At 63.3% G+C, this 15,914-nt stretch carries 14 protein-coding genes and 1 tRNA gene; 6 read left to right on the top strand and 9 right to left on the bottom strand.

The annotated features are described in order from the left end of the window. The first annotated feature begins 349 nt into the window (after positions 1–349). From LY284_RS10295 to LY284_RS10285, 3 genes are read left to right on the top strand one after another with little or no spacing between them, the layout of a single operon-like run. Complete coding sequence (locus LY284_RS10295; protein WP_041730141.1) at positions 350–1,264, top strand: peptidoglycan DD-metalloendopeptidase family protein; 915 nt, start codon at positions 350–352, stop codon at positions 1,262–1,264. 26 nt (positions 1,265–1,290) lie between these two features. Continuing rightward, the gene (bamE, locus tag LY284_RS10290; RefSeq protein ID WP_041730142.1) at positions 1,291–1,854 is read left to right on the top strand and encodes an outer membrane protein assembly factor BamE; all 564 of its coding nucleotides are present in this window, start codon (positions 1,291–1,293) and stop codon (positions 1,852–1,854) included. Between the two features lie 13 nt (positions 1,855–1,867). Beyond that, positions 1,868–2,254: a hypothetical protein gene (locus LY284_RS10285; RefSeq protein WP_014190513.1), complete on the top strand. Its 387-nt coding sequence runs from the start codon at positions 1,868–1,870 to the stop codon at positions 2,252–2,254. A gap of 366 nt (positions 2,255–2,620) precedes the next feature. Here the strand turns inward: LY284_RS10285 and LY284_RS10280 are convergent, their stop codons facing one another. Continuing rightward, a complete protein-coding gene (locus tag LY284_RS10280; RefSeq protein ID WP_014190514.1) occupies positions 2,621–3,112 on the bottom strand; it encodes a hypothetical protein in 492 nt (163 codons plus the stop codon). Positions 3,113–3,209: 97 nt separating this feature from the next. Next, a complete protein-coding gene (locus LY284_RS10275; RefSeq protein ID WP_045450351.1) occupies positions 3,210–3,887 on the bottom strand; it encodes a glycine zipper 2TM domain-containing protein in 678 nt (225 codons plus the stop codon). Positions 3,888–4,076: 189 nt separating this feature from the next. Here LY284_RS10275 and LY284_RS10270 point away from each other — a divergent pair, with 189 nt between their 5' ends. Then, on the top strand, positions 4,077–4,982 hold the full coding sequence (locus LY284_RS10270; protein ID WP_045451851.1) for a glutamate/aspartate ABC transporter substrate-binding protein: 906 nt from the start codon (positions 4,077–4,079) through the stop codon (positions 4,980–4,982). Between the two features lie 3 nt (positions 4,983–4,985). Here the strand turns inward: LY284_RS10270 and LY284_RS10265 are convergent, their stop codons facing one another. The 3 genes from LY284_RS10265 to LY284_RS10255 all read right to left on the bottom strand — a co-directional run bounded on the left by LY284_RS10265 (position 4,986) and on the right by LY284_RS10255 (position 7,864). Continuing rightward, entirely contained in the window at positions 4,986–5,540 is a 555-nt protein-coding gene (locus LY284_RS10265) for a carboxymuconolactone decarboxylase family protein (protein ID WP_045450352.1), read from the bottom strand. An 8-nt stretch (positions 5,541–5,548) separates the two neighbouring features. Next, a complete protein-coding gene (locus LY284_RS10260) occupies positions 5,549–6,880 on the bottom strand; it encodes an aspartate aminotransferase family protein (RefSeq protein ID WP_045450353.1) in 1,332 nt (443 codons plus the stop codon). Positions 6,881–7,003: 123 nt separating this feature from the next. Next, positions 7,004–7,864, bottom strand: a complete 861-nt coding sequence (locus LY284_RS10255; RefSeq protein WP_045450354.1) for a MurR/RpiR family transcriptional regulator — start codon at positions 7,862–7,864, stop codon at positions 7,004–7,006. Positions 7,865–8,264: 400 nt separating this feature from the next. Here LY284_RS10255 and LY284_RS10250 point away from each other — a divergent pair, with 400 nt between their 5' ends. Next, positions 8,265–10,061, top strand: a complete 1,797-nt coding sequence (locus tag LY284_RS10250) for a ShlB/FhaC/HecB family hemolysin secretion/activation protein (RefSeq protein ID WP_233385902.1) — start codon at positions 8,265–8,267, stop codon at positions 10,059–10,061. Positions 10,062–10,182: 121 nt separating this feature from the next. Here the strand turns inward: LY284_RS10250 and LY284_RS10245 are convergent. The 4 genes from LY284_RS10245 to LY284_RS10230 form a co-directional block, all read right to left on the bottom strand. Continuing rightward, a tRNA-Met gene (locus LY284_RS10245) sits at positions 10,183–10,259 on the bottom strand. A gap of 86 nt (positions 10,260–10,345) precedes the next feature. Beyond that, positions 10,346–12,004 carry an MFS transporter gene (locus LY284_RS10240; RefSeq protein ID WP_014190521.1) on the bottom strand — a complete coding sequence of 553 codons (1,659 nt, stop codon included), beginning with the start codon at positions 12,002–12,004 and terminating at the stop codon, positions 10,346–10,348. 232 nt (positions 12,005–12,236) lie between these two features. Continuing rightward, on the bottom strand, positions 12,237–13,814 hold the full coding sequence (locus tag LY284_RS10235) for a sensor histidine kinase (RefSeq protein ID WP_014190522.1): 1,578 nt from the start codon (positions 13,812–13,814) through the stop codon (positions 12,237–12,239). A gap of 5 nt (positions 13,815–13,819) precedes the next feature. Continuing rightward, positions 13,820–14,554: a response regulator transcription factor gene (locus LY284_RS10230; protein ID WP_045451853.1), complete on the bottom strand. Its 735-nt coding sequence runs from the start codon at positions 14,552–14,554 to the stop codon at positions 13,820–13,822. A gap of 285 nt (positions 14,555–14,839) precedes the next feature. Between LY284_RS10230 and recA the strand changes: the two genes are divergently transcribed. After that, positions 14,840–15,910 carry a recombinase RecA gene (gene recA / locus LY284_RS10225; RefSeq protein ID WP_014190524.1) on the top strand — a complete coding sequence of 357 codons (1,071 nt, stop codon included), beginning with the start codon at positions 14,840–14,842 and terminating at the stop codon, positions 15,908–15,910. Positions 15,911–15,914: the final 4 nt, after the last annotated feature.

Genomic DNA, 15,914 nt, shown 5'->3' with positions numbered 1-15,914 from the left:
GTTGCAGGGGGACCTGCAACCGGGCGCGGAAAATGTAGCGGAAAGGGTGGCCTGCTGACTGTCAAAGATTGTCGGCGCAGTGGTGCGCGAATTGCCCCGGTGGCGCGTGCTAAGAGGTCCCGCGATTTACGTCAAAAATTTAGAATGCCAAACGGTTACGTCGGCGGTTTTCAAAGTGAATCGTTTAGATCACAGCGACGAAATTGTTTCTGTAATGTTTTATGCTGGCGGGGTTTGTGTTTCTTCAGAGTTTGGAATTCGTTCGGAGCATCGCTCTGAGCATGTGTGCATAACGAGGGCGCCGCGTGCGAGCGCGGCCGGACTAGTCAGAAGAGTCAAGACGAAGAGCATGGAAAAGCTGGTTGTGGTGCATAAAAGCGCTTTCGGAGCGAAACCGTGGGCGGCGATCGCGGGCATGGCGCTCGTGGCGGGATTCGCCGGATGTTCATCGACGCCGCGCACGCCCGCGCCGATCGTCGAGAATTCGGCGTTGAGCGCGCCGCCGGTCGTGCAGACCACGTCGCCGAGCGTGACGCCCGCGCCGGTCGTGCCGCTCGGTCCGGCCACGTCCGCGGCCGTCGAGCCGGGCTTCTACCGCGTGAAGCCGGGCGACACGCTCTACGCCATTTCGCGCAACTTCAAGCAGAAGCCCGCCGATCTGGCGACGTGGAACAATCTGCCAGAAAGCAGGCAGGTCAACGTCGGGCAGGTGTTGCGCGTGACGCCGCCGGGCGCATCTGCGACGGCAAGCAACGCCGCCGCGGCATCCACGGGCGCGAAGATCGCCCAGCCGCCGCTTTTGCCCACGCCGGAGAAATCCGTGGCGCAGAAACCCGCGGCGGAAAAGCCAGCCGCGAGCGAAGAGCATCAGCCCGCCGTCACCGCCTCCGCTGCGAAGGGCACGTTCGTCTGGCCCGTGCGCGGCGAAGTCGTGCGCAAGTTCGGCGCGAGCGGCAACAAGGGCATCGATATCGAGGGCAAGGTCGGACAGCCCGTGAAGGCGGCGGCGGCCGGCAAGGTCGTCTATGCGGGCAGCGGCCTGCGTTCTTACGGGCGCATGATCATCGTCAAGCACAGCAACGACTATCTGACGGCGTATGCGTATAACGATAAGCTGCTCGTGAAGGAAGGCGATTCCGTCAAGCAGGGTGCGACGATCGCGGATATGGGCACGGCACCCACCGGTACGCCGGCCCTGCATTTCGAAGTCAGAAAGTCCGGTGCCGCGGTCGATCCGATGCCGCTGCTCGGCGCGGGCGGCTGATCCGGCGCACGCGGAAGGAGTTACCCATGAAGAAGACCGTGATTGCCGCGCTGGCCGCGGCAGTGTCGATGTCGCTGTTGCTGTCCGGCTGCGATCAGCAGCAAAGCGAGGAAGGCTTGAACAAGTTGAAAGCGCTTTTCAACGCCGTGAAGCCGGACAATTTGCTGCTCAAAAATCTGCAGCCGGGCGTGACGACCGAAGCGCAGATCCGCGAGCAGATGGGCGAGCCCGAAACCGAACGTAACTACACGGACGGCAGCAAGCGGCTGGAATATCCGCGCGGACCGGCGGGCACGAACACCTATATGGTCGATCTCGACGCGAGCGGCCGCTTCGTTTCCGTGACGCAGGTGCTGACCGCCGCGAATATCGCCAAGGTGCGGCCCGGCATGACGATGGACGAAGTCCGCAGGCTGCTCGGCAAGCCGACCGAGGTCGCGGAATACCGGCTCAAGAAGGAGCGCGTGTGGAGCTGGCATTGGCTCGAAGACGGCGTCAATCAGGACGCCATGTTCAACGCGCATTTCGATCCTGACGGCATCGTTGTGACGACATCGCGTTCCGAGTCTATCCGCGGCGGCCAGCGCTGATTCCACGCATACGATGAGCGAATTTCCTCTCTCTGAAACGCGCCTTCGTCTGATGGACGAGGCGGCGACCTATCGCGATCAGATGCTGCAAGGCGCCGGCGCGACAGTGATTCCCGTATGGGAATGCGGGCGCGGCCATCACTGGGACACCGCGCTCGACATCGCGCAGAACGTGCGCTGCATGAACTGCGCGTCCGAGCGCATGACCCTGGAGACGAAGCGCCTGCACGAAGTGGCGCGTGTGCGCGGCGGCATGCTGCTCTCGAGCAGCTATGTGGACGCCTCGACGCCCCTGCGCTGGCAATGCGCCTACGGTCACGTCTGGGAAGCGCGTGCCGATGCGGCGTCGCGTCGCTGGTGCGCCGAATGCGCGCGGACGGTGTTCGCCGCCTATCGCTGATCCCGGGTCCGCCATCGCCGGCGGCGCGTGCGCGAAACGACGAACCGTGCCTCGACGCAAAAAGAAAAAGCCGGCGAATGCCGGCTCTTGAACTTCTTTGTCGGGACGATGGCTTCCTTCACCTGCGACTCGCTGCGTCGTTGGCAAAAACTCGCGCTTTGATTCTTGTTGTTGCGCTCTGCTTTCACCCACACCGCGGCAGAGTGCCGCCCATCCTGTTTCTCGGTCTCTCAGCGCGTTCTGCTGCTTCCCCCCGTGCGCTGGAACAGAGTATTGCGAACCTTGCGTCGTAACAATGTACGTTCGCAAACACATTCGCAATTTGATCAGCCTATTGGGGGAAAGCCCTGATTCGCAACCGAATTTTCAGCCTGCCGACGACACCGTCTGCGCGCGCCCGATGCCCGAGCGCAGGTTCGCCGCGACGAGCGATTGCGTGACCATGCTCGCCTCCGCCTGCGCGATATGTTCGAGCGTCGCGTCTTCGAGTTGCGCCGCAAAGAGGTCGAGCGCGTCGCACAGCACGGCATGTTCGTCCGCGCTCAACGACCACGCCGCTTCCGCCGCATGGCGCGCATCGAGCGCGACGAGCGCTTCGTGCGCGAGCGTGATCTCGTGCCCGGCGTCCGGCGCATGGCCGAGCTGACACAACTCCTCGGCAACGAGCATGTGACGGCAGAGCGTCATGAAAAGCGGCTGCGAGCCCTGTCCGCGATGAAACGCATCGAGCGCCACATAGCATTGCAGCAGCATCGCCTCGATCATCGGCTCGCGCGCCGTGCGGCTATAGGTCAGCGCGCGCAAGAGCGGCGACATCGCCGGACGGCTGGACTTCTTGTTCGTCGTCTTTTTCTTCACGACAGTGCTCCCGAAGCTATGCGGATTGGTGCGTTGAACGTGGGAAACATCATCGCACCGGAAAATTAGCCGTGTCTTAAGGCGCGTCGCCGTTTGCTCAGGCGGGCGTCAGCGTCTCGCCGGACACATGCACTTTCTGGCCGACCGCCACGCCGGGCGCGGTCTCGTAGTTGAAGCTGCGCACGCTGCCGTCGTTCATGCGGACCTGCACCTGATACGTCGTCGCCTTGTGGACCACGCGCTCGATCTGATTGCCCGCGAGGCCGCCTCCGATCGCACCGATGATCGTCGCCGCCGTGCGCCCGCGGCCGTTGCCGATCTGCGTGCCCGCGAGGCCACCCGCCACCGCGCCGCCGATCGCGCCCAGGCCGGTCGTCGGCTGCGCGGTCTGCACCGCGTTCACGGCGGTCACTTCACCGGCGTAGGGATCGTAGGCGGGCGCTGTGGCCGGTGTGTAGGACGTGTTCTGCTGAGCGGGCGCAGGCGCGGGCCGGTGAACCGGCGTCGGATGATGTCCGCGCACGGCGCGCGGCAACGATGCGGCTTCCTGCGCCGGGGCCTGCGCCGAAGCCTGCGTCACGGGCTTGGCCGTTTGCACATCGACGAGCGGCGAGGCCGTGACCGCGGCGGCCGTTGCCGTCGCTTTCGACAGTGGCAGCAGGCCCGTCATGGCCGCGATACCCGTTCCGCACGCGAGGATGACCGACACGGCGGCCGCAGCGACGAGCGGATGAATGCGGGACGGCTTCGTTTGAATCTCGGTAGCGACGTTCATGGCAGCGACTCCTGTGGATGCCTGTCAGCTATAACGCCGCGCAACGCGCACGGTGGACGCGCCGGCTGTGACATTTGTAAGCAAAAGTCGCGGCGTCTCGCGTCACGAATCAGCTAAGGGTGAATACATATGTTGCTCAATATTTTGAAATGGCAACATATGTATCATTCCATCCGAAAAGGAAATGCCATGCACTCCAAGCCGCTCGCCGCATCCGTCGTCGCGTTCGCCGCGCTTTCGCTCGTCGCGGGCGCAAGCCATGGCCAGGAGGGCCAGGGCACGCTCGCCAAAATTCAGCACGTCAATCTGATCGCGATCGGCCATCGCGAAACGTCCGTGCCGTTCTCCTATGTCGATGCGAACAACGATGTCATCGGCTTTTCGCAGGACTTGTGCAACAAGGTGATCGACGCCGTGAAGGCGAAGACGAAGCATCCGGACTTGCGCGTGCGCTTCATCCCGGTCACGTCGCAGAACCGCATTTCGCTGGTGCAGAACGGCACGGTCGATCTCGAATGCGGCGTGACGACCAATCTCACGTCGCGGCAGAATCAGGTCGCGTTTTCCGACACGTTTTTCGTCGCGACGACGCGCTTGCTCACGAAGAAGGATTCGGGCATCAAGGATTTTCCCGATCTCGCGGGCAAGACCGTGGTCACGAATCAGGGCACGACATCCGAGCGCATTCTTCGCAAAATGAACGAAGAGAAGAAGATGAACATGAGCATCATCAGCGCGAAGGATTACGGGGAAGGGCGCGCGACGCTCGAAACCGGGCGCGCGGCGGCTTACATGATGGACGACGTGCTGCTGGCCGGCACGCGCTCGCTCACGGCGAAGCCTTCGGACTGGGTGATCGTCGGCACGCCGCAGTCGTCGGAGGCGTACGGGTTCATGCTGCGAAAGGACGATCCCGAATTCAAGAAGCTCGTCGACGACGCCATGACCCAGGTGATGAAAAGCCCCGAGATCAAGACGATGTACGACAAGTGGTTCATGAAACCCGTGCCGCCGAAGAGCATCAACTTCGATTTCCCCATGAGCGAGACGATGCAGAAGCTCTACGCCGAGCCTAACGACAAGGCGTTCGAGTGACCGTCATTCGCCGAAGGGCAAACTGGTTTGCCCTTCGGCGCGCATGCCGAAGGTATTGAGCGTCATGGCGACGAGCGCGTAATAGCCCAGCAGGCCGACGAGATTCACCACCACCGTATGCCCGAACCGCGCGACGGCGGCGTCGAACGTCGCGTCGCTCACGCGTTTCGTTTCGTAGAGCTCGGCCGCGAAATCGTGGATGAGTTTGTCGTCGGCATCGGCGAAGACGGGAGTCTGGCCCGTGCGCAATGCTTCGGCGAGTTCGGCGGGCAGGCCGGCATCCAGCGCGATCGGGTGATGAATATGCCATTCGGCCTGCGAGCGCCAGCGCGCCGCGGTCACGAGAATCGCAAGTTCCGAGAGGCGCAGCGGCAGGCCCGTGTTGTAGCGGCAGAACGCGCCGAGCTTCTGCGCGTTCTGCGCCAGTTCCGGGCTGAAGATCCAGCCGAGAAACGGACCGTTGAGATTGCCGCGCGGACCGCTCAGGATGTCCTGCAGCACGGCCTTTTGCGCATCCGAAGCCTGCGCGATGTCGAAATCGGGAAGTCGCTTTTTCATGTTCGTTCTCAGCGGATGAGCGCAAGCGCGCCGTCGATCGCATCGGACAGCCGCTCGACGATGGTTTCGATTTGCGCGCCCGTCGTGATGAACGGCGGCGCGATGAGCACGTGATCGCCGATCCGGCCGTCGACCGTGCCGCCCATCGGATAGACCATGAGGCCGCGTTGCATCGCCTCGCGTTTGATGAGCGCGTGCAGCTTGTGCTTCGGATCGAACGGCGTCTTGCTCGCACGATCCTGCACGAGCTCGACGCCGGTGAAGAGGCCGCGCCCGCGCACGTCGCCGATGTACGGATGATCCGCGTGCCGCTCGCGCAACAGCGCGCGCAGTTGCTCGCCGCGCGCCTTCACGTTGTCGAGCAGCTTGTCTTCCTCGATGACCTTCTGCACTTCGAGCGCCGCCGCGCAGGCGGTCGCGTGCCCGATATAGGTATGACCGTGCTGGAAGAATCCCGAGCCGCCGACGATCGTATCGAAAATCTCATTGCTGACGAGCGTCGCGCCGATCGGCTGATAGCCCGCGCCGAGGCCTTTCGCGATGGCGAGAATATCGGGCGCGACGCCGTCTTCCTCGCACGCGAACAGATGGCCGGTGCGGCCCATGCCCGACATCACTTCGTCGAGAATCAGGAGCACGCCGTATTGGTCGCAGATCGCGCGGATCTTGCGGAAGTACTCGCGCACCGGCGGCACCGCGCCCGCCGTTGCACCGACCACCGTTTCCGCGACGAAGGCCGCGACCGACTCCGGCCCGAGTTCGAGAATCTTCGCTTCGAGTTCGTCGGCGAGACGCTGCGCGAAGGCTTCGTCGCTCTCGCCGGCCTGCTGCTCGCGATACGCGAAGCAGGGCGTGACGTGATGCGCTTCGATCAGGATCGGCAGGAACGGCTCGCGACGCCATGCGTTGCCGCCGATCGCGAGCGCGCCGAGCGTATTGCCGTGATAGCTCTGCCGCCGCGCGATGAAATGCCGCCGCTCGTGCTCGCCCTTTTCGACGAAATACTGGCGCGCGAGCTTGAGCGCCGCTTCCATCGCTTCGGAGCCGCCGGACACGAAATACACGTGGCCGAGATTTTTCGGCGCGTGTCCGACGAGAAAATCCGCGAGTTGTTCGGCGGGTTCGGTCGTGAAGAACGACGTGTGCGCGTAGGGCAATTGCTGCACCTGGCGCTGGATGGCCTCGATCACGCGCGGATGGCTGTGGCCGAGACACGAGACGGCCGCGCCGCCGCACGCGTCGATATAGCGCTTGCCGTCCGAATCGACGATCTCGATGCCGTCGCCACGCACGGCGACGGGAAGCCTGGCGCGCGGCGCGCGATGAAATACCGTGGTCATGATGCCCTGCCTTTTAAGTGCGCGCACAACACGCGATGTCTAATTCTAGACTAAAAACAACATATGTTGTCAAGTGCGCGTGTTGGCGGCCCCGTTCGCGCGCGGCGGGGAAAACGCGGACGGCTAGTTCGCCGCGTAGGCGCCTTGCGAGTGGAGCGCGGCTTCGGCCTGTTCCAGATTCGCGATGGCGTCCTTGCCTTCGAGCGCGAGCAGTTGCGCGACGAGCATCTCGGCGAGCGCCGAGGCCGCGACGAGCGACGGAAAGAACGACGGCGACTCGTGCGAGAAGATCAGCGTGTGATCCGCGTTCAACGCGATGGGCGACACGGCGCTGTCGGTGAGCGCGATGAGCTTCGCGCCGCGCTCGATCGCCGCCTGCGCGACGCGCACCGCTTCGACGGAATACGGCGCGAAGCTCACGACCACCACCGCGTGCCGTTTCTCGATGCCGCGCAATTGCATTTCGAGCGTGCCGGCTTCGCCCGAGATCAGGCTCACAGACGGGCGAAACAGCCGATAGCCGTAGAGCAGGCCGAACGCCACGGGATAGCACGAGCGAAAGCCCGCGACGTGGATCTGCGGCGCCTTCTTCAAGGCCTTGGCCGCTTCGATGACGCTTTCGGCGTTTTGCGCCAGCGTGAGTTCGAGGTTGTGCGCCTGGGCGCTGGCCAGCTCGCGGCTCAGATGATTGTCCGCGCCGCCTTTGACGAGCGAGCGCGCGCGGGCCGTCAGCGGCTCGGGGCGCGTGCGCACGCGGCTCACGAAGATTTCGCGCAACTCGTTCCAGCCCGGAAAACCGAGCTGCTGTGAGAGACGGACCATGGCGGCGGGCTGGACTTTCGCGCGTTCGGCGACCTTGCGCATCGAGAGGACGGCGACTTCGTCGGGATAGTCGAGCAGGAATGCGGCGCCGGCCTGGAACTGCGGGCTCAGGTCAGGGAAGCGGTCGCGGATGGTCGCGGCGAGTTGGTCGAAGGTGGGCACGTTTGGCTCGTGAAGGGCGCAGCGGATTGCGCTATTTAAACACGGGGTAGGTGGTCGATCGGCGTTTGACGCCTCTGCTTGGAGCGGGAGCGGCTTTTTGACTGACGTCAAACGCGCGGACGAATTCCGATCCAAAGAGCCTCCGACGAATCGGAAAATAATGTTCCGGTAGCTATCTGCGCCACCGGTACGAGATATAGTTCTGCGCTCGCACCGTTGCTCGACAGCAACTTCTTTTTTGTAAAAAACTAAGGATAACGATTTAGTTTTCGGAATAAGTCGTAGCGCAACACAAATATCAACATTTCGCACGACATACCTGAACGAGTGCATATCGTGCGAGCTCAGCGTTGACTTTCCGCCGAGAAGTGTCGACTGAGAACATTCCATCGCATTGTTTATGAAGCTCAACAAAAGGCTCGCGGCCTTTCCGCTCACAGCCCTTGTATCCCTTACGTCGAACGCGCAAGTCGGTCCAACGCCCGCCGACGAAGCCGCAGCCGCGCGCGCCAACGCCGAACAAAACCAGCAGATTCAGCAACAACGCGAGGCGCAGCAGCGCGAAGCCGCCGTGCAGGCGCCCGCCGTGCGTTCGAGCGTCTCGGAGAAGGAGACGTATCCCGAATTGCCGCAGGAAGCGCCATGCTTTCGCATCGACTCGTTCGCGCTCGACGTGCCGGCGACGTTGCCCGAAGCCTTGCGCGCCAAAGGCGCATCGGCGCTGCCGCTCGATCCGTTCGCGTTCGCGCGTGACTGGCTCGCGCACTACGCGGGCCAATGTGTCGGCAAGAACGGCGTGAACCTGCTGACCAAGGGATTGCAGCAAGTGATCCTGAGCCGCGGCTACATCACGACGCGCGTGCTCTTGCCCGAGCAGGATCTGTCGCGCGGCGTGCTGAAGGTTGCGCTCGTGCCGGGCGTGATTCGCAATGTCCGTTTTGCCGAACCTGTGTCGTGGGGAACGTGGAAGAGCGCCTTTCCGACGAGACCGGGCGATGTGCTCGATTTGCGCGATCTGGAGCAGGGGCTCGAGCAGATGAAGCGCGTCTCGAACCAGGACGTCGACATGAAGATCGAGCCGACCGACATCCCCGGACAGAGCGACGTCGTGTTGACGCTCAAGCGCACGAAGCCCTGGTCGATCGTCGCTTCGGTCGATAATTCGGGTAGCCGCGCCACGGGCAAACTGCAAGGCAATCTGAGCTTCGGCTTGAACAATCCGCTCGGCTTGAACGACGTGCTGACGCTCGGCGCGAATCAAGACCTCGAACTCGCCGACAAGGGGCTTGGCTCGCACGGATTCAACGGCGCCTATTCCGTGCCCTGGGGTTACTGGACAGCCACGCTGTTCGGCAACACCAACACGTACTACCAGCAGATCGCGGGCGTGAATCAGACGTTCGTCTCCAGCGGCAATTCGCAGACGGCCGGTTTCAAGCTGGCGCGCGTGCTGCGCCGAAGCCAGAACGACGTGTTCGGCGCATACGCTCAACTGTCGAAGCGTTTCGGCGCGAGTTTCATCGACGACACCGCGATCGAGCTGCAGCGGCGCAACAACACGTTCCTCGAACTCGGCATGACGGACCGCCACTACTTCGGCGGCGCCCAGTTCGACGGCACGCTCGCGTATAGGCAAGGCATCGGTGCATTCGGCGCGACGCCGGACCCGTCGCTGCCGCCCGATCCGGCAATCGCGCCCACGCCCGCAACGAAGCCGGACGGAGCGACGTATCGTTTCCATATGGCCGTGCTCGACATGAATGTGTCGGTGCCGTTCGCCGTGGCGAACCAGGCGTTGCGCTACGTGACGACGTTTCACGGTCAGTACACGAACGACACGCTGTTCTATCTCGACGATCTGACTATCGGCAGCCGCTACACGGTGCGCGGTTTCGACGGCGAACATATGCTCGCGGCAGAACGCGGCTTCTACTGGCGCAACGAATTGCAGGCGCCGATCGGAAAGACCGGGCAGTCGCTCTATGCGGGCATCGACTATGGTCGCGTGTTCGGACCGAACACCGCGTTTCTGGCTGGCACGCAACTCGTGGGCGCGGTCATTGGCATTCGGGGCGGCGTGCCGTTGAAGGCGGTCGGCGTGAGTTACGAGTTGTTCGCCGGCACGCCGATCTACAAACCGTCCGGGTTTCCGACGGCTCGTGTGACGGTCGGCTTCCAACTGACGGCGCAGCTTTGAGCCGTCGTGCGTCGCGTGCCCATCCGGCGCGCGGCGCCGCTCGGCGGAATGGACTGGAATAGGGATAGGGCGCGAGGCGAAAAAAAAGCGGCTCACATTGCTGTGAGCCGCTTTCTACATCTGGTGGCGAATCAGGGACTCGAACCCCGGACCTGCGGATTATGATTCCGTCGCTCTAACCGACTGAGCTAATTCGCCGAAAGAAGACGAGATTATGGCGAGCAGTGAACGCGCTGTCAACCCCTTCCACGCGATTTGTTAAAAGCTCGCCAAACCCGCGTCGATCAATCCTCGTGATAGACATTCGACTTGCGCGTGTCCTTCACGAACAGCATGCCGATCACGAACGTAATGAGCGCGATCACGATCGGATACCACAAGCCCGAGTAGATATCGCCCTTCGCTGCGACGATCGCGAACGCCGTGGCCGGCAGGAAGCCGCCGAACCAGCCATTGCCGATGTGATACGGCAGCGACATCGACGTATAGCGGATTCGCGCCGGGAACATCTCGACGAGCATCGCCGCGATCGGGCCGTACACCATCGTCACGAAGATCACGAGGATCGTCAGGATCACGATCGCCATCGGCCAGTTGATGAGCGCCGGATCGGCCTTCGCCGGATAGCCCGCGCTCTTCAGCGTGCCGGCAAGCGTCTTGTCGAACGCCGAACCCTGAGCCTTCGCATCGGCGGCCTTGCCGTCATAGGTGTTCACCACCGTTTCGCCGACCTTGATCTGCGCCTGCGTGCCCGCCGGGGCCGCCACGTTCTCGTAGTTCAAACCGGCCTTCGACAGCGCGCTCTTCGCGATATCGCACGACGACGTGAACTTCGCCGTGCCCACCGGATTGAACTGGAACGAGCACTCGTCCGGATTGGCGATCACGACGATCGGCGATTTCTGCGTCGCGGCTTCGAGCGTCGGGTTCGTGTAGTGCGCGAGCGCCTTGAAGAGCGGGAAGAAGCTCAACGCGGCGATCAGGCAGCCCGCCATGATGATCGGCTTACGCCCGATGCGGTCCGACAACGACCCGAAGAACACGAAGAACGGCGTGCCGATCAGAAGCGCCACGGCGACCATGATGTTCGCGCTGGTGCCATCGACCTTGAGCGTCTGCGTGAGGAAGAAGAGCGAATAGAACTGGCCCGTGTACCACACGACCGCCTGGCCCGCCGTCAGGCCGAAGAGCGCGAGCAGCACGATCTTCAGGTTCTTCCACTGGCCGAACGCTTCCGTGAGCGGCGCCTTCGACGTCTTGCCTTCGGCCTTGATGCGCTCGAAGACCGGCGATTCATGCAGCTTCATGCGAATCCAGACGGAAATCGCGAGCAGCAGGATCGACACGAGGAACGGAATGCGCCAGCCCCACGCGCTGAACTGCTCTTCGCCCATGATCGTGCGCACCGCCAGAATCACGATCAGCGAGATGAAGAGGCCGAGCGTCGCCGTCGTCTGGATCCATGCCGTCCACGCGCCGCGCTTGTTCGAAGGTGCGTGTTCCGCGACGTAGGTCGCAGCGCCGCCGTACTCGCCGCCGAGCGCGAGGCCTTGCAAGAGACGCATCGCGATGAAGATGATCGGCGCTGCGATGCCTATGGTCGCGTAACCGGGCAAAAAGCCGATCAGAAACGTCGACAGACCCATGATCACGATCGTCACGAGGAACGTGTACTTACGCCCGACCATGTCGCCGAGCCGCCCGAACACGATCGCGCCGAACGGCCGCACCGCGAAGCCCGCCGCGAAGCCGAGCAGCGTGAAGATGAAGCCGGCCGTCGGGTTGACTCCCGAAAAGAACGTCTTGCTGATGTAGACGGCGAGCGAACCCGCCAGATAGAAGTCATACCACTCGAACACCGTGCCGAGCGACGAGGCGAAGATGACTTTCTTCTCCTCCGACGTCATCGGTGCGTGCGAAACGCGCCCCTCAACCGTAGCCATGTATCGTCTCCTGATTTGATATTCGAATACGACGGTCCGCGGCAACGCGGCTCCGGTGCATGGATTATTGGAACGAAAACTTACGGCGTTCTGACGCGTCGTGCGCACGGCGAGATCACAGCGAAAAACGCGAACTTACGCGAAATTGCCGCAAAGCTGATTCGAACGATCGTTTAAATTCGTTTAAGTTCGTTCTTCGTGCGCGGTTCTTCGCCGCGCGCCACGCTTGCGCTCAGGGTTTGTCCCGGGCAGGAAAAACCCGCTGCAGGCTGACGCGGACAAGCGTTCCGGCGAGCCGCGGGTTCTCCTGATACACGTGATCCTCGATCGCGAGCGCGCCGCCGTGCATCGCCGCGATCTCCTTGACGATCGCAAGGCCGAGACCGCTGCCGTCGCCCTCGCGTCCGAGAATGCGATAAAAACGCTCGACCACGCGAGCGCGTTCCGCGGGCGGGATGCCGAGACCGGTGTCTTCCACTTCCAGATGCACGAGATCGAGATCGTTCTCGTCGGTCCGCACGCGCACGGTGATGCGCCCGCCGGCGGGCGTGTAGCGGATCGCGTTGTCGATCAGGTTCGAGAGCATCTCGCGCAGCATGACGACGTTACCTTCCACGTCGACCGGAAACGGCGGTTCTTCATAGCCCAGGTCCATGCGCTTCGCGAGCGCGGCCTGCACCCAGTCGCGCACGGCGAGCCGCGCGAGCGTCGTCAGCTCGATGCGCGAGAAGATTTGCCCCGTCGCGCGATTTTCCGCCCGCGCGAGCGCGAGCAGTTGCGTGACGAGACGCGCGGCGTGCTCGGAGCTCGTCGCGATCTGTTCGAGCGAACGCTGCACTTCCGCCGACACGTCCTGGCGCATCGCCAGTTCCGCTTGCATGCGCAGGCCCGCGAGCGGCGTTTTCATCTGATGCGCGGCATCGGCGATAAAGCGCTTCTGAAACTCCATGTTCTGTTCGAGGCGCGTGAGCAGATCGTTGAACGACGCAACGAGCGGCGCGATCTCCGGCGGCGCGCGGTCGGCTTCGAGCGGAGAGAGGTCGTCGGGGCGGCGCGCGCGGATATTCGACTGCAGCGCGTGCAGCGGCGCGAGCCCGCGCGAGAGCCCGAACCACACGAGGATGATCGCGAGCGGCAGGATCACGAACTGCGGCAGGATCACGCCCTTGATGATGTCGTTGGCCAGTTGGCTGCGCTTGTCGAGCGTCTCGGCGACCTGCACGAGCACCGGCTGCGCGTTGTCGGGATCGCGTCCGGGCACGAGTCCGGGCAGATCGACGGTCGTGTACGCGACGCGGATGTCGTTGCCGCGCAGTACGTCGTCGCGAAATTCGACGATGCCCGGCTGCGGACGGTCGTCGTCATGCGGCAAAGGCATGTCGCGGTCGCCGCCGACGAGTTCGCCGCGCGTGCCGAGCACCTGAAAGAACACGCGATCGACGTTATCGGCGCGCAGGAAATCGCGCGTCGCGTCGGGCAGCCGCAATTCGGCGACGCCATTGACCGGCTGGATCTGACGCGCGAGCACGTAGGCATCGGCTTCGAGCGCGCGGTCGAACGGCCCGTTCGCGATCGACTTCGCGACCAGATACGTCACCGCGATGCTCATCGGCCAGAGCAGCAGAAGCGGCGCGAGCATCCAGTCGAGAATCTCGCCGAAGAGCGAGCGCGGATGCGCTTCGTTGTCGGGTTCCAGCTCGTCGGGCGGCGCGAAGGGATTGGCGTAGCGGGCGTCGCGTTCGGCGTCGGAATCGGAATCGGCGCGCGCTTCTGCCTTCCGATGAGCTTCCGTGGACGCGTGCGACGCCATGCGGGTTACTTATAGTGATGGCTGGCGGGCATCGAGTCGCCGGACGGCTGCGCGCCCGCACCGTTGGACGACGCCACGGCCTTCTCCAGCGTGTAACCCAGGCCGCGTACCGTGATGATCTTCGCGCCGCTCGGCTCGATCTTCTTCCTCAGCCGATGCACATAGACTTCGATCGCGTTGTTGCTGACTTCCTCGCCCCATTCGCACAAGTGATTGACGAGCTGTTCCTTCGACACGAGCCGGCCGGTTCGTTGCAGCAGCACTTCGAGCACGCCGAGCTCGCGCGCGGAAAGATCGATGACCTGATCGCCGATGGTAGCTATCCGCCCGACCTGATCGAACGAGAGCGAGCCGTGCTTGACGACGGTCGGGCCGCCGCCCGCGCCGCGGCGCGTGAGCGCCCGCACGCGCGCTTCGAGCTCGTTGAGCGCGAAGGGCTTGGCCATGTAATCGTCGGCGCCGAGATCGAGGCCTTTCACGCGCTCGTCCACGCTGTCGGCCGCGGTGAGGATCAAGACGGGCATCTGCGAATTGCGCGCGCGCAGGCGTCGCAAGACTTCGAGGCCGGGCATGAGCGGCAGGCCGAGATCGAGGATCAGCAGGTCGAAGGTCTGCAGGGAGAGCGCGGTGTCCGCCTCGACGCCATGCTTGACATGGTCAACGGCGTATCCCGATTGGCGGAGTGATCGGACGAGACCGTCCGCGAGTATGCTGTCGTCTTCGGCAATGAGGATTCGCATCGTCGTGTGCGCCTTTGTACGCCTTTCGTGCGCGATGAAGCGCATCGGCATTGCCGGCACCGTTCGTCGCCCGGTGCGGCGGTCTCCAGGTGTTTAGTGGTTTTTGCGCGGCGCGCGCAAGCGTGGAAAAAAAGCAGCACCACGCAGTTGCGAGCTTGCAAAAACTACTGTTTTTTTATACAGTGTCTGCGTGAGTGTAAAGGACGGCTTCGAGAAGCTCAATGAGCAGTCGAAAAGCCCGCGAACACTGCCTCAGACGCCGTTCATCATAGCAAAGGACGATTCATGGAAGAAAGCAAGAAAGGCCCGGCTGGAATGACTGCGGACAAGAGCAAGGCCCTGGCCGCCGCGCTCTCGCAGATCGAAAAGCAATTCGGCAAAGGGTCGATCATGCGGCTCGGCGCGGGTGAGGCGGTCGAAGACATTCAAGTGGTGTCCACCGGTTCGCTCGGCCTGGACATCGCGCTCGGCGTCGGCGGCTTGCCGCGCGGCCGTGTGGTGGAAATCTACGGTCCCGAGTCGTCGGGCAAGACCACGCTCACGCTGCAAGTGGTCGCGGAGATGCAGAAGCTCGGCGGCACCGCGGCGTTCATCGACGCGGAACACGCGCTCGACGTGCAATACGCGGGCAAGCTCGGCGTGAACGTGCCGGAACTGCTGATCTCGCAGCCGGACACGGGCGAGCAGGCGCTCGAAATCGTGGACGCGCTGGTGCGCTCCGGCTCCATCGACATGATCGTCATCGACTCGGTCGCGGCGCTCGTGCCGAAGGCGGAAATCGAAGGCGAAATGGGCGACTCGCTGCCGGGTCTGCAAGCGCGTCTGATGTCGCAGGCGCTGCGCAAGCTCACCGGCTCCATCAAGCGCACGAACTGCCTCGTCATCTTCATCAACCAGATCCGCATGAAGATCGGCGTGATGTTCGGCAACCCGGAAACCACCACGGGCGGTAACGCGCTGAAGTTCTACTCGTCGGTGCGTCTGGATATCCGCCGCATCGGTTCGATCAAGAAGAACGACGAAGTCATCGGCAACGAGACGCGCGTGAAGGTCGTGAAGAACAAGGTGTCGCCGCCGTTCCGCGAAGCCATCTTCGACATTCTTTACGGCGAAGGCATCTCGCGTCAGGGCGAAATCATCGATCTCGGCGTGCAGGCGAAGCTGGTCGACAAAGCGGGCGCCTGGTACAGCTACAACGGCGATCGCATCGGTCAGGGCAAGGACAACGCGCGGGAATTCCTGCGCGAGAATCCGGACATCGCGCGCGAGATCGAGAACAAGATCCGCGAATCGCTGGGTGTGGCCGCATTGGGCGAGACGGTCGTCGCGGGCGCTGAAGCGGCCGACGGCGAGTAAGCGT

The sequence above is a fragment of the Caballeronia sp. PC1 genome, from assembly GCF_021353155.1.
GTDB classification, from domain to species: domain Bacteria; phylum Pseudomonadota; class Gammaproteobacteria; order Burkholderiales; family Burkholderiaceae; genus Caballeronia; species Caballeronia cordobensis.
Note: the sequence above shows the minus strand (reverse complement) of the source record. Positions and strands in the feature narration are given on the sequence as shown.

Bases quoted from the DNA above. Each gene is read 5' to 3' on its own strand.
- LY284_RS10295 (WP_041730141.1), top strand. From the start codon at position 350: ATGGAAAAGCTGGTTGTGGTGCATAAAAGCGCTTTCGGAGCGAAACCG.
- bamE (WP_041730142.1), top strand. From the start codon at position 1,291: ATGAAGAAGACCGTGATTGCCGCGCTGGCCGCGGCAGTGTCGATGTCG.
- LY284_RS10285 (WP_014190513.1), top strand. From the start codon at position 1,868: ATGAGCGAATTTCCTCTCTCTGAAACGCGCCTTCGTCTGATGGACGAG.
- LY284_RS10275 (WP_045450351.1), bottom strand. From the start codon at position 3,887: ATGAACGTCGCTACCGAGATTCAAACGAAGCCGTCCCGCATTCATCCG.
- LY284_RS10270 (WP_045451851.1), top strand. From the start codon at position 4,077: ATGCACTCCAAGCCGCTCGCCGCATCCGTCGTCGCGTTCGCCGCGCTT.
- LY284_RS10265 (WP_045450352.1), bottom strand. From the start codon at position 5,540: ATGAAAAAGCGACTTCCCGATTTCGACATCGCGCAGGCTTCGGATGCG.
- LY284_RS10260 (WP_045450353.1), bottom strand. From the start codon at position 6,880: ATGACCACGGTATTTCATCGCGCGCCGCGCGCCAGGCTTCCCGTCGCC.
- LY284_RS10250 (WP_233385902.1), top strand. From the start codon at position 8,265: ATGAAGCTCAACAAAAGGCTCGCGGCCTTTCCGCTCACAGCCCTTGTA.
- LY284_RS10240 (WP_014190521.1), bottom strand. From the start codon at position 12,004: ATGGCTACGGTTGAGGGGCGCGTTTCGCACGCACCGATGACGTCGGAG.
- LY284_RS10235 (WP_014190522.1), bottom strand. From the start codon at position 13,814: ATGGCGTCGCACGCGTCCACGGAAGCTCATCGGAAGGCAGAAGCGCGC.
- LY284_RS10230 (WP_045451853.1), bottom strand. From the start codon at position 14,554: ATGCGAATCCTCATTGCCGAAGACGACAGCATACTCGCGGACGGTCTC.
- recA (WP_014190524.1), top strand. From the start codon at position 14,840: ATGGAAGAAAGCAAGAAAGGCCCGGCTGGAATGACTGCGGACAAGAGC.